This window comes from Klebsiella sp. LTGPAF-6F (assembly GCF_001753185.1).
GTDB classification, from domain to species: domain Bacteria; phylum Pseudomonadota; class Gammaproteobacteria; order Enterobacterales; family Enterobacteriaceae; genus Klebsiella; species Klebsiella michiganensis.
The window spans coordinates 3865787-3891763 of sequence record NZ_CP017450.1 but is presented as its reverse complement, the minus strand read 5'-3'; the positions used below and the strand labels follow the sequence as shown (position 1 = coordinate 3891763).

Genomic DNA, 25977 nt, shown 5'->3' with positions numbered 1-25977 from the left:
ACGCGTCAGCACCGCGCGGAGGTTGCTGAGCCTCGCGCTCAACGAATAACCGTTCGCGGGACGCTGCCGGCGATTGCCGGTTGGTCGGTCGCGGAAAACGCGATAGATTAGCGCTTTTTAGCGAGTACCGAGGCTTACGATGGCGAACTGGCAGCAGATAGATGAACTGAACGATATTTCCGCGGACCTGCCGCGTTTTACCGAGGCGCTGAACGCGCTTGCTCACCGGCTCGGTCTCGATATTACGCCCCATGACGCCGACCATATTTCCCTGCGCTGTCACCAGAACGCTACGGCGGAGCGCTGGCGTCGCGGCTTTGAACAATGCGCTACTCTGCTGTCGGAAAATGTTATTAACGGTCGACCCATCTGCCTGTTCAGGCTGGATGAGCCGGTGGTCGTGGCGCACTGGCGTTTTAGCATCGTTGAACTGCCGTGGCCGGGCGAAAAACGCTATCCGCATGAAGGCTGGGAGCATATTGAAATCGTTCTGCCGGGCGATCCTGAAACGCTCAATACCCGCGCGCTGGCGCTGCTTTCCGATGAAGGGCTGGGCCAGCCGGGCATTTTTGTGAAGACCAGCGCGCCGAAAGGAGAGCGTGAGCGTTTACCGAATCCGACCCTGGCGGTAACGGATGGCAAAGTGACGATCAAATTTCACCCGTGGTCGATTGAGCAAATTGTCGCCAGCGAACACGCTGAACGATAACAGTGTGAAGCGACGCGGCGTCTGCCGGAAGAAATCGTGACATTCTGTAGTGCCTGCCCTATCGACGGAGAGAAGAATGACCTTACTGGAAGTCTGTTGTTACAGCATGGAGTGCGCGCTGGAGGCCCAGCGCCGGGGCGCCGATCGCATCGAGCTATGCGCCGCGCCGCAGGAGGGAGGGCTGACGCCTTCGCTGGGGGTACTGAAATCGGTGCGTGAAGCGGTGACCATTCCCGTTCATCCGATTATTCGCCCGCGCGGCGGTGATTTTTGCTATACCGCCGGCGAATTTGCCGCGATGCTTGATGATGTGGCCGCGGTGAAGGATCTCGGTTTTCCCGGCATGGTGATCGGCGTTCTGGACGCCGACGGTCGGGTGGATAGGGCGCGAATGAAAAAAATAATGGCGGCGGCGGGAACCCTGGCCGTCACCTTTCATCGGGCCTTTGATATGTGCGCCGACCCGCGCCAGGCCAGCGCTGAGCTGGCTGAACTCGGCGTTCAGCGTATCCTGACTTCGGGCCAGCAGTCTTCAGCCGAAAAAGGAATTTCATTAATCAGGGAACTTATTTCCCAAAGCGATACTCCTATTATTATGGCCGGTGCAGGCGTCCGCGCCGCCAACCTGCCGCTATTTTTGCAGGCAGGGGTAAAAGAGGTGCATTCCTCGGCAGGCCAGTGGTTACCATCCCCGATGCGCTTTCGCAATCCCGGGCTGTCGATGTCTACGGATGCCGAAGCAGATGAATACTTACGCTACGCCGTCAATGGCGAAGCGGTAGCGGAAATGAAGAAGATTATTTCCGCACAGAGAGATTAAAACCCTAAATAATTCGAGTTGCGAGAAGGCGGCGACGCAGGGGATCCACAGGAGCTTACTCAAGTAAGTGACTGGGGTGAGCGACAAATCTGTCTGGAACAGATTTGAACGCCGTATCCCGGCGGCCCGTAAGGGCGAGGCTCATGGATGAGCCGAGTAACAAAGCCAACGCACATGCAACTTGAAGTATGACGGGGATAAACCGTTTTTTGCTGCACATCATGTCGCCCAATATGATGATTGCCCGTACCAGGCCCCTGCCCATTAAACAGGGGCCTTTTTTTATCCTGAAAACGCGTTAACCAGGCTGCTTGTCGGCCCGCTTTTTCGCCGCCAGCGACTGTTCTGTTTCCGGTTTGGTGGCAATAAGCACCGCGCGCAGCGGGGCAGGGTAGCCTTCGCGGGTTTTGCTGCTGTCCTGCGGATCGAGGAAGTCGGCCAGAGACTCGGTGGTCATCCACTCGGTGCGGCGCTGCTCTTCGGTGGACGTCACGCAGGCGTCGACGATGCGTACATCGATAAATCCGCATTTCTCCAGCCACTGCTTTAGCGCGGCGGCAGAAGGGATAAAGTAGACGTTGCGCATCTGCGCATAGCGATCGCCCGGCACCAGCACGGTATTTTCGTCGCCCTCGACGACCAGCGTCTCCAGCACCAGTTCGCCGCCGGGAACCAGCTGATCTTTGAGCTGCCACAGGTGATCGAGCGGGGAGCGGCGGTGGTACAGCACGCCCATCGAAAAGACGGTATCAAAGGCGTTCAGCGCCGGAAGCTGCTCAATGCCCAGCGGCAGCAGATGCGCGCGCTGATCGTTGCCCAACAGTTTTCGCACCGCTTCAAACTGGCAAAGGAACAGCTGGGTGGGATCGATGCCCACCGCCAGACGAGCCCCGGCGCCAATCATCCGCCACATGTGGTATCCGCTGCCGCAGCCGACATCAAGGATGGTACGTCCGGTGAGGTCGGAAAGGTGCGGCAGTACGCGTTCCCACTTCCAGTCGGAACGCCATTCGGTGTCGATATTCACGCCGTAAAGCGACCAGGGCCCTTTACGCCACGGCATCAGATTCTTCAGCAGGTTTTCAATCCGCAGACGCTGACCGTCGCCCAGCGGCGTTTCGCTCTCCGCGGTAACGCTATGCAGCAGATCCAGTCGGTAGGGCGAAAACTCGGGCAGAAACTCGACGGCCCGCTCCCATTCCCGGTATTTCCCGTGCAGCGCGTCACGCTGCCAGGCCGCCACCTGGGCGGGCAGCGTCTCCAGCCAGTGCGACAGCGGGCTTTTGGCAATCAACTGATAAAAGTTGCTGAAATCAATCATGCCTGGTCCCCGGATTTTACGGCGATTAACGATCCGAAGTTAAAGCACTGGAACCACAGTTCGGCATGTTCGAAACCGGCCTTGCGCAGGCGCGCTTTGTGGGTTTCGACGGAATCGGTGAGCATCACGTTTTCCAGCATGCTGCGCTTTTGGCTGATTTCCAGCTCGCTATAGCCGTTGGCGCGTTTGAAATCATGATGCATGTTGAACAGCAGTTCGCCGACGTTGTCATCTTCGAAGCTGAATTTTTCCGACAGCACCAGCGCGCCGCCCGGATTGAGCCCCTGATAGACCTTATCAAGAATGGCCTGGCGTTCGCCCGGTTCGAGAAACTGGATGGTGAAGTTCAGCACCACCATCGAGGCGTTTTCTATCGTGACGTGGCGAATATCGCCTTCAATCACTTCGACCGGCGTCGGCGCCTTATAGGCGTCAATATGGCGACGGCAGCGTTCGACCATGGCCGGCGAATTATCAACGGCGATGATTTTGCAGCCGGCATGCGCAATATTGCGGCGCACGGACAGCGTGGCTGCGCCAAGCGAGCAGCCGAGATCGTAAACCTGGGTATCCGGCTGAACGAAACGTTCCGCCAGCATGCCGATCATGGAAATGATATTGGAATAGCCGGGAACAGAGCGCTGGATCATATCCGGGAAGACTTCAGCAACCCGTTCATCAAAGGTCCAGTCGCCGAGACTGGCAATCGGCGCGGAAAAAAGCGTATCGCGGTGAGACATAACGTTAAACCCGAAAAATCGAAAACGGCGTATTGTGCGCTAACGGACGGAGAAAACCAACTCCCAGGGCATATACCAGAAGTTCGCCAGCACCATCAGCAACAACGAACACCACGTCGCGCTCATGCCGGAACGACGCCAGCGGTAGAGACGATGATGAAAGCCATAGGAGTGCATCAGGCGCCCGGCGATCAGTAAAATACCGCAGACGTGGACCATCCAGGTCTGCGCGCCGTTCATTTCCATAAACAGCAGCAGAATCAGGCCAATGGGAACATATTCCACCGCGTTCCCGTGCACGCGTATAGCAACCTGCAGTTCGCTAAAACCGCCGTCGCCGTAGCCAACGCGATATTGCGTCCTCAGTCGTACAACGTCCCAGGAAAACTTAATAAGCAATAACGCACCTAAAACCGCATACAGCGCGCTGACCATACTCAAAACTCCCTTTTATCGCTTCCGGTGGCTCAATTGAGGATAGCAGGATATCAGAAAAGAGAGGTTTGCTGCGGAATTGAAGGTGCCGCCCCTATTTCCGGTAGGGCGGCGCGCAGATCGCTCCACAGGGTGTCGACCAGTTCCGGCGCCTGGGCGATATCCGGGGTATGGAGGAACAGGTACGGCGTGGTTGTCTGCGCCCATTTTGGCAGCGTGCGTAACCACACGCTAAACAGTTCACGATTTTGCGCCATGTCATCGCTGCCGATAAAACGCACCATCGGATGGTGGGCCGTCACCAGCGCATGGACGGGGACTTTTGGCTTCTTTCTTTGTGCATCGAGCATCGCCGGGCTGCGGGCGACGGCGCTATGAACCGGACGGCTATCCAGGATCACGCGGTTGACGTTTCGCTGATGCAGCCCGCGATTGAGCTGTTGTTCCGCTTCCTCTTTGGCGAAAAACTCCGGATGCCTTACCTCAACGCCGTAGCTGAATTCGCGCGGCAGGCTGTCGAGGAACTGCCAGAGCGCGGGAAGATCCCGAGGGCCGAACGTGGCCGGCAGCTGCAGCCAGTATTGGCCAATGCGCGATGACAGCGGCGCCAGGCGGGTGAAAAACTCGTGGCTTAAGTCGTCGCAGTTGCGCAGCGATGCCCGGTGCGAAATGGTGGCCGGAAACTTGAAGCAGAAGCGAAAATCATCGTGGGTTTGTTCATACCAGCGGCTGACAATCTCAGCTTTTGGTAAAGCGTACAGGGTCGTGTTGCCCTCCACGCAGTTAAAATGGCGGGCATACTCTTCAAGGCTGGTGATACCCAGGCGCACCCACTTCGGGTGCGCCCATTGGGGAAGCCCAATATAGATCATAACGCGGCAAGTACCTCCTCGGTACTGCGCACGCGGGCAATACGCGGGAAGATGTGCGTCATGCTGCCCTGATGCTGTTCAGCCGTTGCTGCGCTGCAGGCGTCTTCAACGAGAATCAGATTGAAGCCCAGCTCCCAGGCGTTGCGCGCCGTCGATTCGACGCCGATATTGGTTGAGATACCGCACAGGATAATCGTATCGATACCGCGACGGCGAAGCTGCAGCTCCAGGTCGGTGCCGTAAAAGGCTCCCCACTGGCGTTTGGTGACTTCGATGTCGCTCTCCTGTTTTTCCAGCGCCAGCGGATAGGTCCACCAGTTTTCCGGTAGCGTATGGGCGCCTGCCTGGGCATCGACCGGCTGCTTCAGCGCTTCGGCGAAATCCGCCGACCAGCCAACGCGAACCATGACCACCGGGGAACCCTGCTGGCGGCACTTTTTGGCCAGACTCGCGGCGCGCTCAACCACGTCGTCAGCCCGATGCGGGCCGCCGGCAAACGGTAAAATGCCTTCCTGCAGGTCTATAACCACCAGCGCGGTTTTTTTTGCATTGAGTTCTAACATGATATCCCCGTATCTTCTTCTGTTGTCAGGTCGCTACAATACCGTTGCCGATCTCGCCCGAGGGTAACAAATTTTGTTAATTTTTGTGAGTACAAGCAATAAGCGCGCAGCAAAGCAACGCTGCGCGCTGCGCCGGGCTTATCGTGCGCCATAATTTCCAGTATAATAGCCGCCTTTTTTCATTCAGTTGTGACATCAGCTAAAGCTGCGACCTCGTCGCCTGCAAGACAGGCAACAATCCGCCTGCGGCTAAGTTAAGGGATATCTCATGCGTACAGAATATTGCGGGCAGCTTCGTCTGTCCCACGTAGGGCAGCAAGTGACTCTGTGTGGTTGGGTCAACCGTCGTCGTGATCTCGGTAGCCTTATCTTTATCGATATGCGTGACCGCGAAGGCATCGTACAGGTGTTTTTCGATCCGGATCGTGCCGACGCATTAAAGCTGGCCTCTGAACTGCGTAATGAGTTCTGCATCCAGGTCACCGGTACCGTGCGTGCGCGTGACGAAAAAAACATCAATAGCGATATGGCCACCGGCGCCATCGAAGTGCTGGCATCGGATCTGACGATTATCAACCGCGCTGAAGCGCTGCCGCTGGACTCCAACCACGTCAATACCGAAGAAGCGCGTCTGAAATATCGCTACCTGGACCTGCGTCGTCCGGAAATGGCGCAGCGCCTGAAGACCCGTGCGAAAATCACCAGCCTGGTGCGCCGCTTTATGGATGACCACGGTTTCCTCGACATCGAAACGCCGATGCTGACCAAAGCCACGCCGGAAGGCGCGCGCGACTACCTGGTCCCATCCCGCGTGCATAAAGGGAAATTCTACGCGCTGCCGCAGTCTCCACAGCTGTTCAAGCAGCTGCTGATGATGTCCGGTTTTGACCGCTACTATCAGATCGTTAAATGCTTCCGCGACGAAGACCTGCGTGCCGACCGTCAGCCGGAATTTACCCAGATCGATGTGGAAACCTCCTTCATGACCGCCGGGCAGGTGCGCGAAGTCATGGAAGCGCTGGTGCGCAACCTGTGGCAGGAAGTGAAGGGCGTGGATCTGGGCGATTTCCCGATCATGACCTTCGCCGAAGCCGAGCGCCGCTACGGTTCTGACAAACCAGACCTGCGTAACCCGATGGAGCTGGTGGACGTCGCCGATCTGGTGAAAGCGGTGGAATTCGCCGTCTTCGCCGGCCCGGCTAACGACGCCAAAGGGCGCGTTGCCGCGCTGCGCGTACCGGGCGGCGCTGCGCTGACCCGTAAGCAAATCGACGAATACGGTAAGTTTGTCCAGATCTACGGCGCGAAAGGGCTGGCCTATATTAAAGTAACCGAGCGGGCGAAAGGCCTTGAAGGCATCAACAGCCCGGTGGCTAAATTCCTCAACGCCGACATCGTTGAAGCGATCCTTGAGCGCACCGGCGCGCAGGATGGCGATATGCTCTTCTTCGGCGCGGATAACAAAAAAGTGGTCGCCGACGCGCTGGGCGCGCTGCGTCTGAAGCTGGGCAAAGACCTGAATCTGACCGACGAAGACAAATGGGCGCCGCTGTGGGTGATCGACTTCCCGATGTTTGAAGACGACGGCGAAGGCGGCCTGACCGCGATGCACCATCCGTTCACCTCGCCGAAAGACATGTCCGCCGCCGAGCTGAAAGCCGCGCCGGAAGACGCGGTGGCCAACGCCTACGATATGGTCATCAACGGCTATGAAGTGGGCGGCGGTTCCGTGCGTATTCACAGCGGTGAGATGCAGCAGACCGTGTTCGGCATCCTGGGCATTAACGAGCAGGAGCAGCGCGAGAAGTTTGGCTTCCTGCTGGACGCGCTGAAATACGGTACCCCGCCGCACGCGGGCCTGGCTTTTGGCCTCGACCGTTTGACCATGCTGCTGACCGGTACCGATAATATCCGTGACGTTATCGCCTTCCCGAAAACGACCGCAGCCGCTTGCCTGATGACCGAAGCGCCAAGCTTCGCTAACCCGGCATCGCTGAGCGAACTCGGTATTCAGGTGGTGGCGAAAGAGGCAAAAGAGTCTCTGGAGAATAAGTAAGATGTCATTCAAGCTCCCCGTTTCCGTACTGGTGGTGATTTACGCCGAAGATACGAAGCGGGTGCTGATGTTGCAGCGGCGCGACGATCCCGCGTTCTGGCAGTCGGTTACCGGCAGCCTGGAAGAGGGAGAAACCGCGCCGCAGGCTGCCGCGCGTGAAGTTATGGAAGAGGTCGCTATCGATGTTGCCTGCGAGCAGCTGGCTTTGGTTGATTGTCAGCGTACGGTAGAATTCGAGATATTTTCTCATTTACGTCATCGCTATGCGCCGGGCGTTGAGCGCAATACGGAGTTTTGGTTCCGTCTCGCGCTCCCCCATGAACGCCAGATTGTCTTTACGGAACATCTGGACTATCGCTGGGTTGACGCGGCGGAAGCCGCCTCGTTGACCAAGTCCTGGAGCAACCGGCAGGCGATTGAAGAATTTGTAATTAACGCCGCCTGAAAGGGCGCGCTTTTTTTTGGAGAGTTTTTTATGGCAGGTCATAGTAAATGGGCCAACACCAAGCACCGCAAAGCGGCACAGGATGCCAAGCGCGGTAAGATCTTTACGAAAATTATTCGCGAGCTGGTCACCGCCGCGCGTCTGGGCGGCGGCGATGCGGGCTCTAACCCGCGTCTGCGCGCGGCAATCGACAAAGCGCTGAGCAACAACATGACCCGCGACACCCTGAACCGCGCTATCGCGCGCGGCGTCGGCGGCGATGATGATGCGAACATGGAAACCATCATCTATGAAGGTTACGGTCCTGGCGGCACGGCGGTAATGGTTGAATGTCTGTCCGACAACCGCAACCGTACCGTGGCGGAAGTACGTCATGCCTTCACCAAAACCGGCGGTAACCTGGGGACCGACGGTTCCGTTTCCTACCTGTTCAGCAAAAAAGGCGTTATCTCCTTCGAGAAAGGCGACGAAGATGCGATCATGGAAGCGGCGCTGGAAGCGGGCGCGGAAGACGTTGTGACCTATGACGACGGCGCGATTGACGTTTATACCGCCTGGGAAGAGATGGGCGCGGTACGCGATGCGCTGGAAGCCGCCGGCCTGAAAGCGGACGCCGCTGAAGTCTCGATGATCCCGTCAACCAAAGCGGACATGGACGCGGAAACTGCGCCGAAACTGCTGCGTCTGATCGATATGCTGGAAGATTGCGACGACGTGCAGGAAGTTTATCATAACGGCGAGATCTCTGATGAGGTCGCCGCAACGCTCTAATGTTGCCGACCGTTAAACCACTAACCGGAGGCGCGTGATGGCCATTATTCTCGGCATTGACCCGGGGTCGCGCGTCACTGGTTATGGCGTCATCCGCCAGGTTGGACGCCAGCTGAGCTACCTGGGCAGCGGCTGTATTCGCACGAAAGTGGATGATTTACCGTCTCGCCTGAAGCTTATCTATGCGGGCGTGACGGAAATTATCACCCAGTTCCAGCCGGACTACTTCGCCATCGAACAAGTGTTTATGGCAAAGAACGCCGACTCGGCGCTGAAGCTCGGCCAGGCGCGCGGCGTGGCGATTGTCGCGGCGACGAATCAGGACCTACCGGTCTTTGAGTACGCCGCCAGGCAGGTAAAGCAGACCGTTGTCGGCATCGGCAGCGCGGAAAAGAGCCAGGTGCAGCACATGGTGCGCACGTTGCTTAAGCTGCCGGCTAACCCGCAGGCGGATGCGGCAGATGCTTTAGCCATCGCCATCACCCATTGCCACGTCAGCCAGAACGCAGCTCAGATCGGCGAAAGCCGCCTGAACCTGGCGCGCGGACGTTTACGATAACCTGAAATCAGGCTGGATATCTATCCAGCCTTTTTTTATGATACCGCATTAGACTTTCGGCCCTTAATCCAGGAGCTCCATGTGATAGGCAGACTCAGAGGCATCATTCTCGAAAAACAACCCCCGCTGGTTTTACTTGAAACGGGAGGCGTAGGCTATGAGGTTCATCTGCCGATGACCTGCTTCTATGAGCTGCCGGACGTGGGTAAAGAGGCGATCATTTTCACCCACTTTATCGTCCGTGAAGATGCCCAGCTGCTGTATGGCTTTAACAACAAGCAGGAGCGCACGCTGTTTAAAGAGCTGATTAAAACCAACGGCGTCGGTCCAAAGCTGGCGCTGGCGATCCTTTCCGGCATGTCGGCGCAGCAGTTTGTCAATGCCGTTGAGCGCGAGGAGCTGGCGGCGCTGGTGAAGCTGCCGGGTATCGGCAAGAAAACCGCGGAACGCCTGATTGTCGAGATGAAAGACCGCTTCAAAGGGCTACACGGCGATCTGTTCACGCCGGCAGCGGATCTGGTCCTGACGTCTCCAGCCGGCCCGTCTGATGATGACGCTGAACAGGAAGCGGTTGCCGCGCTGGTGGCGCTGGGCTATAAACCTCAGGAGGCCAGCCGGATGGTCAGCAAAATCGTACGCCCGGATGCCAACAGTGAAACGCTAATTCGCGAAGCGCTCCGCGCCGCGTTGTGAGGTAAGGGATGATTGAAGCAGACAGGCTGGTATCGGCGGACAGCAGCGGTTTTGAAGAGGCGGCCGATCGCGCCATTCGCCCTAAATTACTGCAAGAGTACGTGGGCCAGCCGCACGTCCGTTCGCAAATGGAGATCTTTATCCAGGCGGCGAAGCTGCGCGGCGACGCGCTCGATCACCTGCTGATTTTTGGCCCGCCGGGGCTGGGGAAAACCACCCTGGCGAACATCGTCGCCAACGAGATGGGCGTTAACCTGCGCACCACCTCCGGCCCGGTGCTGGAGAAGGCGGGCGATCTGGCGGCGATGCTGACCAATCTTGAGCCCCACGACGTTCTGTTTATCGACGAGATCCACCGCCTGTCGCCGGTGGTCGAAGAAGTCCTGTATCCGGCAATGGAAGATTATCAGCTGGATATCATGATTGGCGAAGGGCCTGCGGCGCGTTCAATCAAAATCGATCTGCCGCCGTTTACCCTGATTGGCGCGACCACTCGCGCCGGCTCGCTGACATCGCCGCTGCGCGACCGTTTTGGCATCGTTCAGCGCCTGGAGTTCTACCAGATCCCTGACCTGCAGCATATTGTCAGCCGCAGCGCCCGCTATATGGGACTGGAGATGAGCGAAGAGGGGGCTCTGGAGGTCGCGCGCCGCGCGCGCGGTACGCCGCGAATCGCCAACCGCCTGCTGCGCAGGGTGCGCGATTTTGCCGAAGTCCGCTACGATGGACGTATCTCAGAGGAGATTGCCGCTCAGGCGCTGGATATGCTCAACGTGGATGCCGAAGGCTTTGATTATATGGACCGTAAGCTGCTGCTGGCGGTCATCGATAAATTCTTTGGCGGGCCGGTCGGCCTGGATAACCTGGCGGCGGCCATCGGTGAAGAGCGGGAAACCATTGAAGATGTGCTGGAGCCATATCTGATCCAGCAGGGCTTTTTACAGCGTACGCCGCGCGGGCGAATGGCGACGGTACGGGCCTGGACCCACTTCGGCATTACGCCGCCGGAAATGCCGTAATCGTTGTCCGGCTATAAAACGGCAGACCTCAGGGGCCAGTAGCCCGGCTAAGCGGAGCGCAAGCCGGGGAAATAGCTGAAGCGGTATTGCGGTTTGATGTCCCGGCTTGCGGCGTGAAGGCCTTAGCCGGGCTACAACGTCCGCAGACGGCCGTGAGCCCATAGCCGTCAGCCGAGTTTTGATGGCGGCTGACGCGGGCGCATAAGCGTCAGGCGGCCGGTTTCTTGCTCATGCTGAAAATAAACAGCAGCGCGGCGCACAGCACCACGGAAGGCCCCGCCGGCGTGTCGTAGAACGCCGAGAAGGTCAATCCTCCGGTCACCGCAATCATTCCCACGCCAACCGCCACTCCCGCCATTTGCTCCGGCGTACGGGCAAAGCGGCGGGCCGTGGCGGCGGGAATAATCAGCAGCGACGTGATAATCAGCGCCCCGACAAACTTCATCGCCACGCCGATGGTCAGCGCGGTCACCAGCATCAATAGCAGCTTGACCCGCTGAAGCTTAACGCCATCAACAAACGCCAGATCCGGGCTAATGGTCATCGACAGCAGGTTGCGCCATTGCCAGAGCAGGATCGCCAGCACGATAACCACGCCAATCGCAATGGAGATCAAATCTTCCGGCGTCACCGCCAGCAGATCGCCGAACAGATAGGCCATCAGATCGACGCGCACGTTCGACATCAGGCTGACCACCACCAGGCCCAGAGACAGCGCGCTGTGCGCCATGATGCCGAGTAGCGTGTCTACCGCCAGGTGGGGGCGTTTCTCCAGCCACACCAGGCCGCCCGCCAGCAGCAGCGTCACCGCGATGACCGCATAGAACGGATTGACGTTGAGCAGTAAACCAAAAGCCACGCCGAGCAGAGAGGCGTGGGCCAGGGTATCACCGAAGTAAGACATCCGGCGCCAGACGACGAACGATCCCAGCGGACCCGCCGCACAGGCGAGCATCATTCCGGCCAGCCAGCCGGGGAGCAGTAGTTCAATCATTAACGGTCATTTCCCCGACGCAGTACAATCCGCCCCTGCAGGTCGTGGCGGTGGTTATGATGATGGCGATAGATCCCTAGCTGTTCCGCGCCGCGCTGGCCGAACATCGAGATAAATTCCGGGTGCATAGAGACCACTTCCGGCGCGCCGGAGCAGCAAATATGCTGATTCAGGCACAGCACTTCGTCGGTTTTGGCCATCACCAGATGCAGGTCATGAGAAACCATCAGTACGGCGCAATCAAGCTCCTGGCGCAGCTGGTTAATCAGATCGTAAAGCGCCACCTGGCCGTTGACGTCAACGCCCTGCGTCGGCTCGTCGAGCACCAGCAGCTGCGGCTGATTGAGCAGCGCCCGCGCCAGCAGTACCCGCTGGGTCTCTCCGCCGGAAAGCTTCTGCATAGGGGCGTCGATCAGATGCCCGGCCTGCACGCGCTTAAGCGCTGGCAGAATGTCGCGTTTGTGCGTTCCCGGACGTAAAAGCATAAAGCGGCTGACGGTCAGCGGCAGGGTAGCATCAAGGTGCAGCTTTTGCGGCACATAGCCGATCCGCAGATGCCCGTCGCGTTTGATAATCCCTTCCGAGGGTGCTACCAGCCCCAGAACCACTCTCACGAGGGTCGATTTACCGGCGCCGTTCGGCCCCAGTAAGGTTAAAATTTTGCCCGGCTTTAGCGTTAGCGAAATGTCAGACAGCACGCGCCTTTGGCCATAAACGACCGCGACGTTTTCCAGAGTTACAAGATTTGTCATATCAAATTAGAGGTTGCACAAGCCAGTGAATGTTATAATATCACATCTCTCTCATTCTATACGATGATTAGACGCATTATGTTACATAAAAATACGCTTCTTTGCGCTGGACTTAGCGCCGCTTTTTTGTTCGCCCATGCGCCGTTGGCCAGCGCCGCGGTTGTCACTTCCCTTAAGCCACTGGGCTTTATCGCATCAGCGATCGCTGATGGGGTAACCGAGACCCAGGTACTGCTGCCGGACGGGGCCTCTGAGCATGACTATTCGCTGCGGCCATCGGATGCAAAACGCTTACAGAACGCAGACTTAGTGGTCTGGATTGGTCCAGAGATGGAGGCGTTTATGGATAAGTCAACGCAAAGCATTGCGCCGAACAAAAAGGTGACGATTGCCGAGCTTGACGGCGTGAAACCGTTACTCATGAAAGGCACCGACGACGACGACGACCATCACGGTCACGACCATGGCGCCGGGGAAAATAGTGACGACGATCACCATCACGGCATCTATAACATGCATCTGTGGCTTTCCCCAGAGATAGCGCGCCTTTCGGCGGTTGCAATCCACGATAAATTATTGGAACTTATGCCGCAGAGTCGAGCCAAACTTGACGCCAACCTGAAGGATTTTGAGGCAAAATTAGCCGCAACCGACAAGCAGGTTGGGACCGAGCTGGCACCGCTGAAAGGGAAGGGATATTTCGTTTTTCATGACGCCTACGGCTACTTTGAAAAACACTACGGTTTGACCCCACTGGGCCATTTTACTGTCAACCCTGAAATCCAGCCTGGTGCGCAGCGTTTACACGAAATCAGAACACAGCTGGTTGAGCAAAAAGCAACTTGCGTTTTTGCTGAGCCACAGTTCAGGCCAGCGGTCATCGAAGCTGTTGCCAGGGGAACGTCCGTGCGCATGGGAACCCTGGATCCACTTGGAATCGGAATTAAGCTGGGTAAAGAGAGTTACCCGCAATTCCTGAGCCAGATGGCGAATCAGTATTCCAGCTGCCTGAAAGGAGAATAACGAGGAAGTGAATACGTGCAACAGATAGCCCGCGCTGTCACTCAGGCATTTAACAATCTGCCACGACCTCACCGCGTTATGCTGGGGTCGCTTAGCGTTCTTACCTTAGCGGTCGCCGTCTGGCGACCCTACATCTACCACCATCCCGAAACGGCTCCCATCTCCAGAACCATCGAGCTGGAACAAAGCGAAATTCGTTCGCTGCTGCCAGAGGCTTCGGAACCCATCGATCAGGCGCCTCAGGAAGAAGAAGCTATCCCTCAGGATGAGCTGGATGATAAAGCGGACAGCGATTCCGGCGGCCATGAATATGTGGTGTCGACCGGCGATACGCTCAGCAGCATTCTTAATCAGTACGGTATTGATATGGGCGATATCGCCCGGCTCTCCTCGGCGGATAAAGAGCTGCGTAATCTGAAAATCGGCCAACAGCTCTCCTGGACCCTGACGGCGGACGGTGACCTGCAAAGCCTGACCTGGGAGATGTCGCGCCGCGAAACCCGCACCTATGACCGGGTTGCAAACGGTTTCAAAATGAGCAGCGAGCTGCAAAAAGGCGACTGGGTCAATAACGTTCTGAAAGGTACCGTGGGCGGCAGCTTTGTCGCCAGCGCTCGCGATGCCGGCCTGACCAGCACCGAAATTAGCGCGGTGATCAAAGCCATGCAGTGGCAGATGGACTTCCGTAAGCTGAAAAAAGGCGATGAGTTTTCCGTACTGATGTCGCGTGAAATGCTCGACGGTAAGCGCGAGCAAAGCCAGCTGCTTGGCGTACGCCTGCGTTCGGATGGCAAAGACTATTACGCGATCCGCGCTGAGGATGGCAAATTCTACGATCGCAACGGTACCGGCCTGGCGAAGGGGTTCCTGCGCTTCCCGACCGCACGTCAGTTCCGCGTCTCTTCGAACTTTAACCCGCGTCGTCTGAACCCGGTGACCGGCCGCGTCGCGCCGCATCGTGGCGTCGATTTTGCGATGCCGCAGGGCACGCCGGTGCTGTCGGTAGGGGATGGCGAAGTGGTGGTGGCTAAACGTAGCGGTGCGGCAGGTTATTACGTCGCCGTCCGTCATGGTCGCACCTATACCACCCGCTATATGCACCTGCGTAAGCTGCTGGTCAAACCCGGGCAGAAGGTGAAACGCGGCGATCGTATTGCGCTGTCGGGCAACACCGGGCGTTCTACCGGTCCGCATCTGCATTATGAAGTGTGGATCAACCAGCAGGCGGTCAACCCGCTAACGGCGAAACTGCCGCGTACGGAAGGGCTCAGCGGTTCCGACCGTACCGATTATCTGGCGCAGGCAAAACAGGTGATTCCGCAGCTGCGGTTTGACTAACCTTCCGTCAGTTAAAGCCGGTGCACGCTGTGCGCCGGCTTTTTCTTTTGTACGTTACTCAACGTATCGCTAAACTAACCCATTATCTTTATTAAGCGGAAATTCTGCGGATTGGGCATGGAAACGAAAAAAAATAATATTGAATTTATTCCAAAATTTGAAAAATCCTTTTTACTGCCGCGCTACTGGGGCGCGTGGTTCGGCGTTTTTGCCTTCGGCGCAATTGCCCTGACGCCCGCGTCTTTCCGCGATCCGATCCTGGGTAAACTGGGGCGTTTTGTTGGTCGTCTGGCAAAGAGTTCGCGCCGCCGGGCGCAAATTAACCTGCTGTACTGCTTTCCGGAAAAAAGCGAGCAGGAACGTGAAGAAATAATTGATGCCATGTATGCCTCCGCGCCGCAGGCGATGGTGATGATGGCGGAGTTAGGCCTGCGCGATCCGCAGCGGATTCTTTCTCGCGTCGACTGGCAGGGCAAAGAAATTATCGATGAAATGCAGCGCAACAACGAGAAAGTGATCTTCCTGGTTCCTCATGCCTGGGGAGTAGACATCCCGGCGATGCTGATGGCGTCCGGCGGGCAAAAAATGGCGGCGATGTTTCATAACCAGGGCAACCCGGTATTCGATTACGTCTGGAATACCGTGCGCCGTCGTTTCGGCGGTCGTATGCACGCGCGCAACGACGGGATCAAACCGTTTATTCAGTCGGTGCGTCAGGGATACTGGGGCTACTATCTGCCGGATCAGGATCACGGCGCCGAGCACAGCGAGTTTGTTGATTTCTTTGCCACCTATAAAGCGACGCTCCCGGCGATCGGCCGTTTAATGAAAGTCTGCCGCGCCCGGGTCGTCCCGCTGTTCCCGGTCTATGATGGTAAAACGCATCGTCTGACGGTGCTGGTGCGCCCGCCGATGGACGATCTGCTGGAAGCGGACGATAACACTATCGCCCGGCGGATGAACGAAGAGGTGGAAGTGTTCGTGAAGCCGCATACCGAGCAGTACACCTGGATCCTCAAGCTGCTGAAAACGCGCAAGCCGGGTGAAATCGAGCCCTACAAGCGTAAAGAGCTGTACCCCAAGAAAAAGCCGCATCAGGGGTGAACATCGCAGCCAATGGCCTCACCGGGTTCATTGGCCGTATTGTTTGAGTAGCGTCAAATGTTCGGCAACGAGCCGGTAACGATATTCCGGACGACCGGTGATGCCGTAATGGTTGGTGGTGTAGAGGATATTTATCTGCTCCAGCCAAATCAGATATTTGCGGCATGAGACCCGGGATATCTGCAGCGCCGCGGCCAGTTCATTGGTCGAAAAGTCACGCTCCTGCCAGGCGTCAATCCACTGGCACACCAGACGAAGCGTCTGCGGCGTAAGCCCTTTCGGCAAGCGGCGTGCGCTTTCCTGCTGCTGAACCCCGCTGCGCAGCAGGCTGTCCACATCGGCCTGGGCGTAGCTGGATTTCGCATTCTTCAGATCGCGCTTTTTACGCCATGACAACAGCGCCTCCTCAAAGCGCGGAAACTGAAACGGTTTAATCAGGTAATCGACCACGCCATAATGCAGCGCCGTCTGAACCGTGCACCTATCGGCAGCGGAGGTAATCATAATGACATCAATATTTCGCGCATCGGCGCGTAGCGCGGGCAGCAGATCCAGCCCGTTCTCTTGCTGCATGTAGACATCCAGCAGCACCAGATCGACCTGCGCCAAATGGCTAAGCATCTCCCTGGCTTCGCGGACCGTGGGGGCCACGCCGCCGCAGTGGAAATCCGCCACCCGGCTGAGAAACAGCCGGTTCAGCTCGGCCACCATGGAATCATCATCGACAATCAGCACATTAATCATGCGGGGTTTCCCGGTGCGGCGGGAAGCCGGCGCGCTTCCCGTAATATGTGTCTGGGATGGCGATCAAAATGGCGATCGTTTATACGCGGTGTAGCGCGCTCGCCAGAACATTTTATCGATATTCGCGGCCAGCTGAGCCTCGTCAATCTGCGGCGCGACGCCATCCTGCTGAGCCGCGCGTGCGACCTCTGCGGCAATTGCCCGGGAAATCATCTCAATCTCGTCGACCGGCGGCAGTAATCCGCCGGCGTCGCGGGTGGCCAAAGGCGAGTGGGCGGCCAGGGTTTTACTGCAGGCGATAAGCATCCCTTCGGTCACGCGCGCCGCTTTGCTGGCCAGAATCCCCAGCCCCAGACCGGGGAAAACATAGGCGTTGTTGCACTGGGCGATATCGTAGGTCTTACCGTCATAGAATACGGGCGCGAACGGGCTGCCGGTGGCAATTAGCGCATTCCCCCGGGTCCATTCCAGCAGATCCTTCGGCTGGGCTTCGGCGCGGGAGGTCGGGTTGGACAGCGGCATAATAATCGGACGCGGGCAGTGCCGGTGCATCTCTTTGATAATCTCTTCGCTGAACAGTCCCGGCTGGCCGGATACGCCAATCAGCACGGTGGGATGGACGTTGCGTACAACATCCATCAGCGACAGGTGGGCCGCATCGGTATCCCAGCGGGTGAGATTTTTCCGCGGCGTGACGTGGTCCTGCTGGAAATCCAGCAAATCCGGCATCTCATCGGTCAACAGGCCTGGGCGGTCGACCATAAAGATGCGATTGCGCGCTTCCTGCTCTGAGAGCCCGTCATCAACCATCAGCGCAATGATTTTTTCCGCTATCCCGCATCCGGCCGATCCGCTGCCGAGAAACACCACGCGCTGATCGCGGATCCGCGTACCGGCGGCAGCGGCGGCAGCGATCAGCGTGCCTGAGGTCACGGCTGCCGTGCCCTGAATATCATCGTTGAAACAGCACAGCTGGTGACGATAGCGGTTAAGAAGCCGGGTGGCGTTTTTTTGCGCAAAATCTTCGAACTGTAGTAACACATTGGGCCAGCGCTGCGTGATGGCATGGACAAACATATCCATAAATTCCATGTACTGCTCGTCGCTTATACGCGGATGACGCCAGCCCATATACAGCGGGTCCTCAAGATGCTGGGCGTTGTTGGTGCCCACGTCCAGCATAATGGGGAGCGTTGATGCCGGGTGTATACCCCCGCAGGCGGTATATAACGAGAGTTTACCAATCGGGATCCCCATGCCGCCAATCCCCTGGTCGCCGAGGCCAAGAATGCGCTCGCCGTCGGTCACCACAATAACGTTGATATCATTGCGGGAAAAGCCCTGCAGCATCTCATCAATGTTGTGACGGTTAGGCCATGAAATAAACAGACCGCGTCCCCGGCGATAAATTTCAGAGAAGTGTTCACATGCTTCACCTACCGTTGGGGTATAGATGATTGGCAGCGTTTCTTTCATATGGCTGCGCAGCAGATTATAGAATAGGGTCTCGTTAGTATCCTGAATATTTCGCAGGTAGATATGGCGTGAAATATCCCGTTTAAACTGGCAAAACTGCCCCCACGCGCGTGCGGTTTGCTCTTCAATCGTTTCGACATTATGCGGCAGCAGACCCTGAAGATTAAACGCGGTCCGTTCACCTTCAGTAAACGCGAGACCTTTATTTAATAACGGGTTTTCCAGCAGTACGGCGCCGTTATAGGGGGTGTATAAGGTTTCTGTGGCTAACATTTGATGACTCCTGAATATCATAATAAATAATTGCCGGAATTCTTCGGGCTTTATTTCAGTGATTAAGAGATTAAATAAATCATGAATCCTTCAGTGACGACGCCCACTGCGGTACCGAGCAAAATAGAGGAAGAGGCGGGCTCGATATAGGTATCGCTGCGCAGGGCAAACATCCCTGCCGCAATGGCGGAAGGCGTCGCGCCGATGATAATGACCTGCTGCATCAGGCTATGGCTGAGCCCGAAGGCGAGGCCGGCTACGGCCATCATGGCCGGCTGGAGCAGATTCTTGATGCTGATATTGGTACAGGTTTGAATATTGACCGTAGGACGTTCGCCGTAAAATAGCAGCCCAAGGGCGAACAGGGAGAGGCCGCCCGCCACTTTTCCCACCATCTCAATGGGCATGCTCAGCATGTGCGGCAGCTGTACTCCGGCAAGGCTGAGCAGTACCCCGGAAATCGGTATCCAGACAATCGGGTTTCGGACGGCTTTAAACAGGTTTTGCAGGATAAGCCGCAGCGGATTAGGCTGTTCCGCGTCAGCGCGGCCGCGCTTGTCACCCATGCGAATCAGGATGATGGTCAGGGGGATCATCAATACGCTGGTCACCAGGTTACCGATAAGCACGCCGAGAAAACCCTCCGGACCAATCAGCACCGCAAGCACGGGAGCGCCAAAGTAGGCCATGTCGGGGAACGCGCACACCAGGGACTGAATCGCGCTGGTTTTAATATCATGACGAAAAACATAGCGTGAGATCAGGAGCGTGAGGATATATGACCCCATCAGACCGATGACTAACACCGCCATAAAGGTGAAGTTTTTTATCTTATCGGGATGGGTATTCAGTGCGCCGATAAAAAGATGGAAGGGAAGCGCGAAACGAATGACTACCGTGGCCAGTACGGACGCATCCTCGCGGCGGGTATAGCCCAGCTTACCGCTTAGCCATCCGAGCAGCATGATAAACACCAGGGGAAAAAGGGATTCTAAGAGTAGTGAAGGCATAAGATGTCCTGAAAATATATTATCGGCTACGTTGTGTTTTTTTAATCTAGCGATCCCATAATATTTAAAAGGTGATAGTCATCACAGTCGCTGGGGTTTAAATAATTTCGCCTTAAATACTTTACTTACAAATAGAGAAAAAAGGACAGAATCATCACTTTATCTCTCTGCTATTCAACTATACCGATGCCGGTAACTTTAGTTTCCGGATAATAAATTAAATTACTTAAAATAAATATTATGCTTTAGTCACAAAGCACGACAGTAAAACCTGGATTTTATTTTTAATGTTAACGTCCTGTGCTAACGTTTTTTTTGTTTCATTGGTATTTTGCCTGGCACTTTTTTTATTTATTTGATTGCGCGCTTTTTATATTGCGTCGATACCCTACGTGACATCATTATTCAGGTAAAAATATGGAAAATAACTCACTCAACCACCCGATAGATAAAACGCTGCCGAGCGGGCAGGCGCCACGACTTTTATCCAATATTGAGGTCGGCGCCGTGCCGTTGGCGCTATTTATCGGGATAGCCGCAATTGTTGCCATCTCCGCGACCGCAGGCCTGCTGCCGAAGAACATGATTGGCGGTCTGGCGGTAATCATGACCCTGGGGTTCGCGCTGGCTAAAATTGGCCGGATGGTGCCAATCCTCAAGGAGGTTGGCGGCCCGGCCATTTTGTGCCTGATGACGCCGTCGGTGCTGGTCTATTTCGGCATGTTCGAAGCGCATACCCTCGATACCGTGCACTTGCTGATGAAAGAGGCCAATCTCCTCTATTTTGTCATCGCCTGCCTGGTCGTCGGCAGCATTCTGGGCATGAACAGAACCATCCTGATTCAGGGAATGGTACGTATGTTTGTCCCGCTGGTGGTGGGGACCGGGGCGGCGATCTTAACCGGCCTGCTGGTGGGCAGCCTGGTTGGCTACAGTTTCTACCACACCTTTTTCTTTATTATCGTGCCGATCATCGGCGGCGGTATCGGTGAAGGGATCCTGCCCCTGTCGCTGGCCTATTCAGCTATTCTCGGGCAAACGCCCGACGTTTACGTGGCGCAGCTGGCGCCGGCTGCCGTGGTGGGCAACATTTTCGCCATCATCTGCGCCGGTTTTCTGGCGCGCATGGGGACGCGACGTCCTTCGCTCTCCGGCAGCGGAATGCTGATCCGCAGCCATGAAGATAACAGCGTCTTTGCGCAAAATCAGCGCGCGCAGCCCACGGATTTCCAACTGATGGGGGCCGGATTATTAATGATTTGCGCGTTTTTTATCGTCGGCGGTCTGCTGGAAAAGGTGGTGCATATTCCGGGGCCGGTGCTGATGATTCTGGCCGCGGTATTTTGCAAATACGCGAAGGTTATCCCGGCGGCGATGGAGCTGGGGGCGCACAGCTGCTACAAGTTTGTCTCCGCCGCGCTGGTTTGGCCGCTGATGATAGGCCTGGGAATGCTGTATGTTCCTCTGGAAAGCGTGGTCGCGGTCTTCTCGGTTGGCTACGTGGTGGTTTGCGGCTCAATCGTCATTGCGATGGCGCTAAGCGGCTTTCTTATCGCTTCTCGGCTGAATATGTACCCGGTCGAAGCGGCCATCGTCACCAGCTGCCACAGCGGGCTGGGGGGGACGGGAGACGTTGCCATTCTCTCGGCATCAAACCGAATGGGATTAATGCCTTTTGCCCAGATAGCCACCCGTATCGGCGGCGCGTCGACGGTGATTACCGCCACGCTATTGTTGAGCTGGCTTGCGTAGTTTAGCGGGCGAGGAGGCAAAAAAATACCTGCCAGCTGCGGCGCTGGCAGGTAGGTGGAGAGGCTTACTCGACGGTCAGAATGCGGGTGGTGTTGGTGCTACCGATGGTGCTCATCACGTCACCCTGAGTGACGATAACCAGGTCGCCGGTCACCAGATAGCCTTTATCACGCAGCAGCGTTACCGCGTCGTGCGCAGCGGCTACGCCGTCATTGACGCTATCGAAATGCACCGGGGTCACGCCGCGATACAGCGCGGTCAGGTTCAGCGTGCGCTCGTGGCGAGACAGCGCGAAAATCGGCAGGCCGGAGCTGATGCGGGAAGTCATCAGCGCGGTCCGACCGGATTCCGTCATAGTAATGATAGCGGTGACGCCCTTGAGGTGGTTCGCCGCGTACATGGCGGACATCGCAATGGCTTCTTCCACGTTATCGAACTGAATGTCCAGGCGGTGCTTGGAGACGTTGAGGCTGGGGATTTTTTCCGCGCCGAGGCAGACGCGCGCCATCGCGGCAACGGTCTCAGACGGATACTGGCCCGCGGCGGTTTCTGCCGACAGCATCACGGCGTCGGTGCCGTCCAGCACGGCGTTCGCCACGTCCATGACTTCGGCGCGGGTTGGCATCGGGTTGGTGATCATCGACTCCATCATCTGCGTCGCGGTAATGACCGAGCGGTTCAGCTGACGGGCGCGGCGGATCAGCGCCTTCTGGATGCCGACCAGCTCCGGATCGCCGATTTCCACGCCGAGGTCGCCGCGGGCCACCATGACAACGTCGGAGGCGAGGATCACGTCATCCATCGCGTCCTGATCGCATACCGCTTCCGCGCGCTCGACTTTGGCGACGATTTTGGCATCGCAGCCGGCATCGCGCGCCAGGCGACGAGCGTAGTTCAGGTCTTCGCCGCAGCGCGGGAAGGAGACGGCCAGGTAATCGACGCCAATTTTGGCGGCGGTGATGATGTCCGCTTTGTCTTTCTCCGTCAGCGCTTCGGCAGAGAGGCCGCCGCCCAGCTTGTTAATACCCTTATTGTTGGACAACGGTCCGCCGACGGTGACTTCGGTGAACACCTTCATGCCCTGAACTTCCAGGACCTTCAGCTGTACGCGGCCGTCGTCCAGCAGCAGAATGTCGCCCGGAACCACGTCAGCCGGCAGCCCTTTATAGTCGATGCCGACTTTCTCTTTGTCGCCTTCGCCTTTACCCAGGTTTGCGTCGAGGAGGAATTTATCGCCGATATTGAGGAAAATTTTGCCTTCTTTGAAGGTGGAAACGCGGATTTTCGGCCCCTGTAGGTCACCGAGAATCGCGACATGACGGCCCAGTTTCGCCGCAATCTCACGGACTTTATCCGCGCGGATCTGATGATCCTCCGCGGTGCCGTGAGAGAAGTTCATACGTACCACGTTAGCGCCTGCGGCAATAACCTTCTCAAGGTTGTTATCGCGGTCGGTAGCCGGGCCTAAGGTAGTCACGATTTTGGTTCTGCGAAGCCTTCTGGACATGTAATACTCCGTTGACTGAAACAACTTTGGTGTTGCGTGAACATGGATTCGGTAGCGCCGACGAGCAAAGTCGCTATACCGGAACGTTACCGACGGTGTAATAGGATAGTGCTTTGTTTCTACTTTTATTGGTCATTGCTGTGTACGCTGAGCTCTTTATCAAAGCGCGATTCCTTGAGCGCTTCCTTGACCCTCTTCAAGTTATCTCTGAATTTTGCTCCCCGCCGCAGGGTGAAGCCGGTCGCCAGGACATCAATTACCGTCAGCTGCGCTAAGCGGGAGACCATCGGCATATAGATATCGGTATCTTCCGGTACGTCCAGGGTAATCGCCAGCGTTGATTCCCGGGAAAGCGGCGTGCCGGGGGAGGTAATCGCGATCACCATCGCATCGTTTTCGCGGGCCAGCTGCGCCAGCTCCACCAGGCTTTTAGTCCTGCCGGTATGCGAGATGATCACCACCACATCATCGTCATTACAGTTCATACAGCTCATGCGTTGCAGGACGATGTCGTCGGAATAGATCACCGGCACGTTAAAACGGAAAAACTTGTTCATCGCGTCGTGGGCGACGGCGGCCGAAGAGCCCAGGCCAAAAAAGGCGATTTTCTTCGCCTGCGTGAGCAGGTCAACCGCGCGATTGATCGCCGACATGTCGAGAGAATGATGGACCTGATCTAAACTGGCCATGGCTGACTCAAATATCTTTCCCGTATAGGACTCAACGCTGTCGTCTTCATCGACGTTGCGGTTAACATAGAGCGTACCGTGCGCCAGGCTTTGTGCAAGATGCAGTTTGAAATCCGGGAAACCGCGCGTTTCCAGGCTGCGGCAGAAACGGTTAACCGTGGGCTCGCTGACGCCGGCTTCCAGCGCCAGGGCGGCAATACTTGAATGAATGGCCTGCGCGGGGGTAGCAAGGATGACTTCCGCCACTTTGCGTTCAGATTTGCTAAGGTGTTCCAGCCGGGACTGGATTTTTTCCAGCATATTCATGGGTAATCGGGCGCTCATCAATGGAAGCGATTTCATTAATGGGTGAAATCATCAGGCGTTTTAGCAAGAATATACCCCTCCGTAGTCGGAAACGGTGAGGAATGACCTGAAAATATGTTGTTTTTTTTCATTACATGATCAGAGTCGTATTTTACTAACTGATAATCGGTCGAAACAACGAACAATATTAGCCGCATGCCCAAAATCTCAGCCTCTGTTTTCCACCCTGTGCGATTTAGCAGCGGGAACGGCCGCTGAGGGTTTCGGGAAATTCGTAAACACAGTACGATGCAGTGAAAGAAAATTACAAATACAACTATAGTCTGGCATAAGCACCGGGCTATCAACTAAGGAGAATGACATGGCGGTAACGCAAACGGCCCAGGCATGCGATCTGGTCATTTTCGGCGCGAAGGGTGACCTGGCGCGACGTAAATTGCTGCCTTCCCTGTATCAGCTTGAAAAAGCGGGTCAGATCCACCCTGACACCCGCATCATCGGCGTCGGTCGCGCCGACTGGGACAAAGACGCTTACACCAAGGTAGTCCGTGAAGCGATGGAAACCTTCATGAAGGAGAAAATCGATGAAGGTTTGTGGGAGACCCTGAGCGGGCGTCTGGATTTTTGTAACCTTGATGTCAACGATACCAAAGCGTTTACCCGCCTGGGCAAAATGCTCGATCAAAAAGAGCGGGTGACCATTAACTATTTCGCCATGCCGCCGAGCACCTTTGGCGCGATTTGCAAAGGTCTGGGTGAAGCGAAGCTGAACGCCAAGCCGGCCCGCGTGGTGATGGAGAAACCGCTGGGTACCTCCCTGGAAACCTCCCGCGAGATCAACGATCGGGTGGGTGAGTTCTTTGAAGAGTGCCAGGTCTACCGTATCGACCACTATCTGGGTAAAGAGACGGTGCTGAACCTGCTGGCGCTGCGCTTTGCCAACTCGCTGTTCGTCAATAACTGGGACAGCCGCACCATCGATCACGTCGAGATCACCGTGGCGGAAGAGGTGGGCATTGAGGGCCGCTGGGGCTACTTCGATCAGGCCGGGCAGATGCGCGACATGATCCAGAACCACCTGCTGCAAATTCTGTGCATGATTGCCATGTCCCCGCCGTCAGATTTGACTGCCGATAGCATCCGCGATGAAAAAGTGAAGGTGCTGAAATCGCTGCGCCGCATTGACCGCACCAACGTGCGTGAAAAAACGGTGCGCGGCCAGTACACCGCCGGTTTTGCCCAGGGCAAAAAAGTGCCGGGCTACCTCGAGGAAGAGGGGGCCAACAAGTCCAGCCATACAGAAACCTTCGTGGCGATCCGCGTGGATATCGACAACTGGCGCTGGGCGGGCGTACCGTTCTACCTGCGTACCGGTAAACGTCTGCCGACCAAGTGTTCCGAAGTCGTGGTTTACTTCAAAACGCCGGAACTGAACCTGTTCAAAGAGACCTGGCAAGAGCTGCCGCAGAATAAGCTGACCATTCGTCTGCAGCCGGATGAAGGGGTGGATATCCAGGTGCTGAACAAAGTTCCCGGACTTGACCACAAGCATAACCTGCAGATCACCAAGCTGGATCTGAGCTACTCGGAAACCTTTAATCAAACCCACCTGGCGGATGCCTACGAGCGCCTGCTGCTGGAAACGATGCGCGGTATCCAGGCGCTGTTCGTCCGTCGTGATGAAGTGGAAGAGGCGTGGAAGTGGGTCGACTCCATCACTGAAGCCTGGGCTGCCGATCGCGATTCGCCGAAACCGTATCAGGCGGGTACCTGGGGGCCGGTTGCCTCCGTGGCGATGATCACCCGCGATGGTCGTTCGTGGAACGAGTTTGAGTAATCGCCAGCTCCTCCGTCAGGGTTATTTTACCGGTAACATGATCTGACGCAGCAAGTCGCGTAATTTTTAATCTTTTAAGCCCCGGAGGATTCACCCCCGGGGCTTTTTTTATTACACTGCCTGCAGATATTTTGCCCCTGAGCCCCAGTACTGGTGCCCTAAGCCCCTA

General features: G+C 56.6%; 25 protein-coding genes. 13 read left to right on the top strand and 12 right to left on the bottom strand.

What is annotated here, in order from left to right:
• Nucleotides 1–139: 139 nt before the first annotated feature.
• Together BJF97_RS18160 and cutC are read left to right on the top strand one after the other, a co-directional pair.
• Nucleotides 140–709, top strand: coding sequence for a VOC family protein (locus BJF97_RS18160; RefSeq protein ID WP_014838837.1), 570 nt, complete (start codon nt 140–142; stop codon nt 707–709).
• Between the two features lie 76 nt (nt 710–785).
• Nucleotides 786–1529, top strand: coding sequence for a copper homeostasis protein CutC (gene cutC / locus BJF97_RS18155; RefSeq protein WP_014229858.1), 744 nt, complete (start codon nt 786–788; stop codon nt 1527–1529).
• Nucleotides 1530–1827: 298 nt separating this feature from the next.
• Here the strand turns inward: cutC and cmoB are convergent, their stop codons facing one another.
• The 5 genes from cmoB to BJF97_RS18130 are packed head-to-tail and all read right to left on the bottom strand — an operon-like array spanning nt 1828 to nt 5460.
• The gene (gene cmoB, locus BJF97_RS18150; RefSeq protein ID WP_004852151.1) at nt 1828–2850 is read right to left on the bottom strand and encodes a tRNA 5-methoxyuridine(34)/uridine 5-oxyacetic acid(34) synthase CmoB; all 1023 of its coding nucleotides are present in this window, start codon (nt 2848–2850) and stop codon (nt 1828–1830) included.
• Complete coding sequence (cmoA, locus tag BJF97_RS18145; protein ID WP_009652021.1) at nt 2847–3590, bottom strand: carboxy-S-adenosyl-L-methionine synthase CmoA; 744 nt, start codon at nt 3588–3590, stop codon at nt 2847–2849. Before cmoA ends, cmoB begins: the two co-directional genes overlap by 4 nt.
• A 39-nt stretch (nt 3591–3629) precedes the next feature.
• Nucleotides 3630–4025 carry an MAPEG family protein gene (locus BJF97_RS18140; protein WP_004122068.1) on the bottom strand — a complete coding sequence of 132 codons (396 nt, stop codon included), beginning with the start codon at nt 4023–4025 and terminating at the stop codon, nt 3630–3632.
• Nucleotides 4026–4078: 53 nt separating this feature from the next.
• The gene (locus BJF97_RS18135) at nt 4079–4897 is read right to left on the bottom strand and encodes a DUF72 domain-containing protein (RefSeq protein WP_064388207.1); all 819 of its coding nucleotides are present in this window, start codon (nt 4895–4897) and stop codon (nt 4079–4081) included.
• Nucleotides 4894–5460: a hydrolase gene (locus tag BJF97_RS18130; protein ID WP_009652068.1), complete on the bottom strand. Its 567-nt coding sequence runs from the start codon at nt 5458–5460 to the stop codon at nt 4894–4896. Before BJF97_RS18130 ends, BJF97_RS18135 begins: the two co-directional genes overlap by 4 nt.
• Nucleotides 5461–5728: 268 nt before the next feature.
• Here BJF97_RS18130 and aspS point away from each other — a divergent pair, with 268 nt between their 5' ends.
• The 6 genes from aspS to ruvB all read left to right on the top strand — a co-directional run bounded on the left by aspS (nt 5729) and on the right by ruvB (nt 11003).
• Nucleotides 5729–7516, top strand: a complete 1788-nt coding sequence (gene aspS / locus BJF97_RS18125; protein WP_032694928.1) for an aspartate--tRNA ligase — start codon at nt 5729–5731, stop codon at nt 7514–7516.
• Between the two features lies 1 nt (nt 7517).
• Nucleotides 7518–7961, top strand: a complete 444-nt coding sequence (gene nudB, locus BJF97_RS18120; protein WP_032694927.1) for a dihydroneopterin triphosphate diphosphatase — start codon at nt 7518–7520, stop codon at nt 7959–7961.
• Nucleotides 7962–7991: 30 nt separating this feature from the next.
• Nucleotides 7992–8732, top strand: a complete 741-nt coding sequence (locus BJF97_RS18115) for a YebC/PmpR family DNA-binding transcriptional regulator (protein ID WP_004122063.1) — start codon at nt 7992–7994, stop codon at nt 8730–8732.
• Nucleotides 8733–8769: 37 nt separating this feature from the next.
• Nucleotides 8770–9291: a crossover junction endodeoxyribonuclease RuvC gene (gene ruvC / locus BJF97_RS18110; RefSeq protein WP_014229855.1), complete on the top strand. Its 522-nt coding sequence runs from the start codon at nt 8770–8772 to the stop codon at nt 9289–9291.
• Nucleotides 9292–9372: 81 nt separating this feature from the next.
• Entirely contained in the window at nt 9373–9984 is a 612-nt protein-coding gene (gene ruvA / locus BJF97_RS18105) for a Holliday junction branch migration protein RuvA (RefSeq protein ID WP_004103390.1), read from the top strand.
• 8 nt (nt 9985–9992) lie between these two features.
• The gene (gene ruvB / locus BJF97_RS18100; protein ID WP_004852130.1) at nt 9993–11003 is read left to right on the top strand and encodes a Holliday junction branch migration DNA helicase RuvB; all 1011 of its coding nucleotides are present in this window, start codon (nt 9993–9995) and stop codon (nt 11001–11003) included.
• A gap of 208 nt (nt 11004–11211) precedes the next feature.
• On the opposite strand, the gene znuB is transcribed toward ruvB, so the two are convergent.
• Nucleotides 11212–11997, bottom strand: coding sequence for a zinc ABC transporter permease subunit ZnuB (gene znuB / locus BJF97_RS18095; RefSeq protein ID WP_014229854.1), 786 nt, complete (start codon nt 11995–11997; stop codon nt 11212–11214).
• Nucleotides 11997–12749, bottom strand: a complete 753-nt coding sequence (gene znuC, locus BJF97_RS18090; RefSeq protein WP_014229853.1) for a zinc ABC transporter ATP-binding protein ZnuC — start codon at nt 12747–12749, stop codon at nt 11997–11999. The genes znuB and znuC overlap by 1 nt, the downstream gene beginning before the upstream one ends.
• A gap of 78 nt (nt 12750–12827) precedes the next feature.
• On the opposite strand from znuC, the gene znuA reads away from it, so the two are divergent.
• The 3 genes from znuA (at nt 12828) to lpxM (ending at nt 16214) form a co-directional block, all read left to right on the top strand.
• The gene (gene znuA / locus BJF97_RS18085) at nt 12828–13772 is read left to right on the top strand and encodes a zinc ABC transporter substrate-binding protein ZnuA (RefSeq protein WP_014229852.1); all 945 of its coding nucleotides are present in this window, start codon (nt 12828–12830) and stop codon (nt 13770–13772) included.
• Between the two features lie 15 nt (nt 13773–13787).
• Nucleotides 13788–15110 carry a murein DD-endopeptidase MepM gene (gene mepM, locus BJF97_RS18080; RefSeq protein ID WP_014229851.1) on the top strand — a complete coding sequence of 441 codons (1323 nt, stop codon included), beginning with the start codon at nt 13788–13790 and terminating at the stop codon, nt 15108–15110.
• Between the two features lie 117 nt (nt 15111–15227).
• Nucleotides 15228–16214 carry a lauroyl-Kdo(2)-lipid IV(A) myristoyltransferase gene (gene lpxM, locus BJF97_RS18075; protein ID WP_014229850.1) on the top strand — a complete coding sequence of 329 codons (987 nt, stop codon included), beginning with the start codon at nt 15228–15230 and terminating at the stop codon, nt 16212–16214.
• Nucleotides 16215–16241: 27 nt separating this feature from the next.
• Here the strand turns inward: lpxM and dcuR are convergent, their stop codons facing one another.
• From dcuR to BJF97_RS18060, 3 genes are all read right to left on the bottom strand, one after another.
• Nucleotides 16242–16958 (bottom strand): two-component system response regulator DcuR, encoded by a 717-nt coding sequence (gene dcuR / locus BJF97_RS18070; protein WP_032694925.1) that lies wholly within the window; start codon nt 16956–16958, stop codon nt 16242–16244.
• 63 nt (nt 16959–17021) lie between these two features.
• A complete protein-coding gene (locus tag BJF97_RS18065; RefSeq protein ID WP_014229848.1) occupies nt 17022–18707 on the bottom strand; it encodes an NAD-dependent malic enzyme in 1686 nt (561 codons plus the stop codon).
• A 62-nt stretch (nt 18708–18769) separates the two neighbouring features.
• A complete protein-coding gene (locus BJF97_RS18060; RefSeq protein ID WP_032694924.1) occupies nt 18770–19717 on the bottom strand; it encodes an AEC family transporter in 948 nt (315 codons plus the stop codon).
• Nucleotides 19718–20134: 417 nt separating this feature from the next.
• Between BJF97_RS18060 and BJF97_RS18055 the strand changes: the two genes are divergently transcribed.
• The gene (locus BJF97_RS18055; RefSeq protein ID WP_014229846.1) at nt 20135–21469 is read left to right on the top strand and encodes a 2-hydroxycarboxylate transporter family protein; all 1335 of its coding nucleotides are present in this window, start codon (nt 20135–20137) and stop codon (nt 21467–21469) included.
• 64 nt (nt 21470–21533) lie between these two features.
• Here BJF97_RS18055 and pyk read toward each other — a convergent pair whose 3' ends face one another.
• Both pyk and BJF97_RS18045 read right to left on the bottom strand, forming a co-directional pair.
• Nucleotides 21534–22976: a pyruvate kinase gene (pyk, locus tag BJF97_RS18050; protein WP_014229845.1), complete on the bottom strand. Its 1443-nt coding sequence runs from the start codon at nt 22974–22976 to the stop codon at nt 21534–21536.
• A 125-nt stretch (nt 22977–23101) separates the two neighbouring features.
• Nucleotides 23102–24007 (bottom strand): MurR/RpiR family transcriptional regulator, encoded by a 906-nt coding sequence (locus BJF97_RS18045; RefSeq protein ID WP_161505349.1) that lies wholly within the window; start codon nt 24005–24007, stop codon nt 23102–23104.
• 325 nt (nt 24008–24332) lie between these two features.
• On the opposite strand from BJF97_RS18045, the gene zwf reads away from it, so the two are divergent.
• The gene (gene zwf / locus BJF97_RS18040) at nt 24333–25808 is read left to right on the top strand and encodes a glucose-6-phosphate dehydrogenase (RefSeq protein WP_004122041.1); all 1476 of its coding nucleotides are present in this window, start codon (nt 24333–24335) and stop codon (nt 25806–25808) included.
• The last annotated feature ends 169 nt before the right edge of the window (nt 25809–25977 follow it).

What these genes read in the sequence shown, in the direction of transcription:
- BJF97_RS18160 (WP_014838837.1), top strand. Translation starts at nt 140, where the DNA reads ATGGCGAACTGGCAGCAGATAGATGAACTGAACGATATTTCCGCGGAC.
- cutC (WP_014229858.1), top strand. Translation starts at nt 786, where the DNA reads ATGACCTTACTGGAAGTCTGTTGTTACAGCATGGAGTGCGCGCTGGAG.
- cmoB (WP_004852151.1), bottom strand. Translation starts at nt 2,850, where the DNA reads ATGATTGATTTCAGCAACTTTTATCAGTTGATTGCCAAAAGCCCGCTG.
- cmoA (WP_009652021.1), bottom strand. Translation starts at nt 3,590, where the DNA reads ATGTCTCACCGCGATACGCTTTTTTCCGCGCCGATTGCCAGTCTCGGC.
- BJF97_RS18140 (WP_004122068.1), bottom strand. Translation starts at nt 4,025, where the DNA reads ATGGTCAGCGCGCTGTATGCGGTTTTAGGTGCGTTATTGCTTATTAAG.
- BJF97_RS18135 (WP_064388207.1), bottom strand. Translation starts at nt 4,897, where the DNA reads ATGATCTATATTGGGCTTCCCCAATGGGCGCACCCGAAGTGGGTGCGC.
- BJF97_RS18130 (WP_009652068.1), bottom strand. Translation starts at nt 5,460, where the DNA reads ATGTTAGAACTCAATGCAAAAAAAACCGCGCTGGTGGTTATAGACCTG.
- aspS (WP_032694928.1), top strand. Translation starts at nt 5,729, where the DNA reads ATGCGTACAGAATATTGCGGGCAGCTTCGTCTGTCCCACGTAGGGCAG.
- nudB (WP_032694927.1), top strand. Translation starts at nt 7,518, where the DNA reads ATGTCATTCAAGCTCCCCGTTTCCGTACTGGTGGTGATTTACGCCGAA.
- BJF97_RS18115 (WP_004122063.1), top strand. Translation starts at nt 7,992, where the DNA reads ATGGCAGGTCATAGTAAATGGGCCAACACCAAGCACCGCAAAGCGGCA.
- ruvC (WP_014229855.1), top strand. Translation starts at nt 8,770, where the DNA reads ATGGCCATTATTCTCGGCATTGACCCGGGGTCGCGCGTCACTGGTTAT.
- ruvB (WP_004852130.1), top strand. Translation starts at nt 9,993, where the DNA reads ATGATTGAAGCAGACAGGCTGGTATCGGCGGACAGCAGCGGTTTTGAA.
- znuB (WP_014229854.1), bottom strand. Translation starts at nt 11,997, where the DNA reads ATGATTGAACTACTGCTCCCCGGCTGGCTGGCCGGAATGATGCTCGCC.
- znuC (WP_014229853.1), bottom strand. Translation starts at nt 12,749, where the DNA reads ATGACAAATCTTGTAACTCTGGAAAACGTCGCGGTCGTTTATGGCCAA.
- znuA (WP_014229852.1), top strand. Translation starts at nt 12,828, where the DNA reads ATGTTACATAAAAATACGCTTCTTTGCGCTGGACTTAGCGCCGCTTTT.
- lpxM (WP_014229850.1), top strand. Translation starts at nt 15,228, where the DNA reads ATGGAAACGAAAAAAAATAATATTGAATTTATTCCAAAATTTGAAAAA.
- dcuR (WP_032694925.1), bottom strand. Translation starts at nt 16,958, where the DNA reads ATGATTAATGTGCTGATTGTCGATGATGATTCCATGGTGGCCGAGCTG.
- BJF97_RS18065 (WP_014229848.1), bottom strand. Translation starts at nt 18,707, where the DNA reads ATGTTAGCCACAGAAACCTTATACACCCCCTATAACGGCGCCGTACTG.
- BJF97_RS18060 (WP_032694924.1), bottom strand. Translation starts at nt 19,717, where the DNA reads ATGCCTTCACTACTCTTAGAATCCCTTTTTCCCCTGGTGTTTATCATG.
- BJF97_RS18055 (WP_014229846.1), top strand. Translation starts at nt 20,135, where the DNA reads ATGGAAAATAACTCACTCAACCACCCGATAGATAAAACGCTGCCGAGC.
- pyk (WP_014229845.1), bottom strand. Translation starts at nt 22,976, where the DNA reads ATGTCCAGAAGGCTTCGCAGAACCAAAATCGTGACTACCTTAGGCCCG.
- BJF97_RS18045 (WP_161505349.1), bottom strand. Translation starts at nt 24,007, where the DNA reads ATGAAATCGCTTCCATTGATGAGCGCCCGATTACCCATGAATATGCTG.
- zwf (WP_004122041.1), top strand. Translation starts at nt 24,333, where the DNA reads ATGGCGGTAACGCAAACGGCCCAGGCATGCGATCTGGTCATTTTCGGC.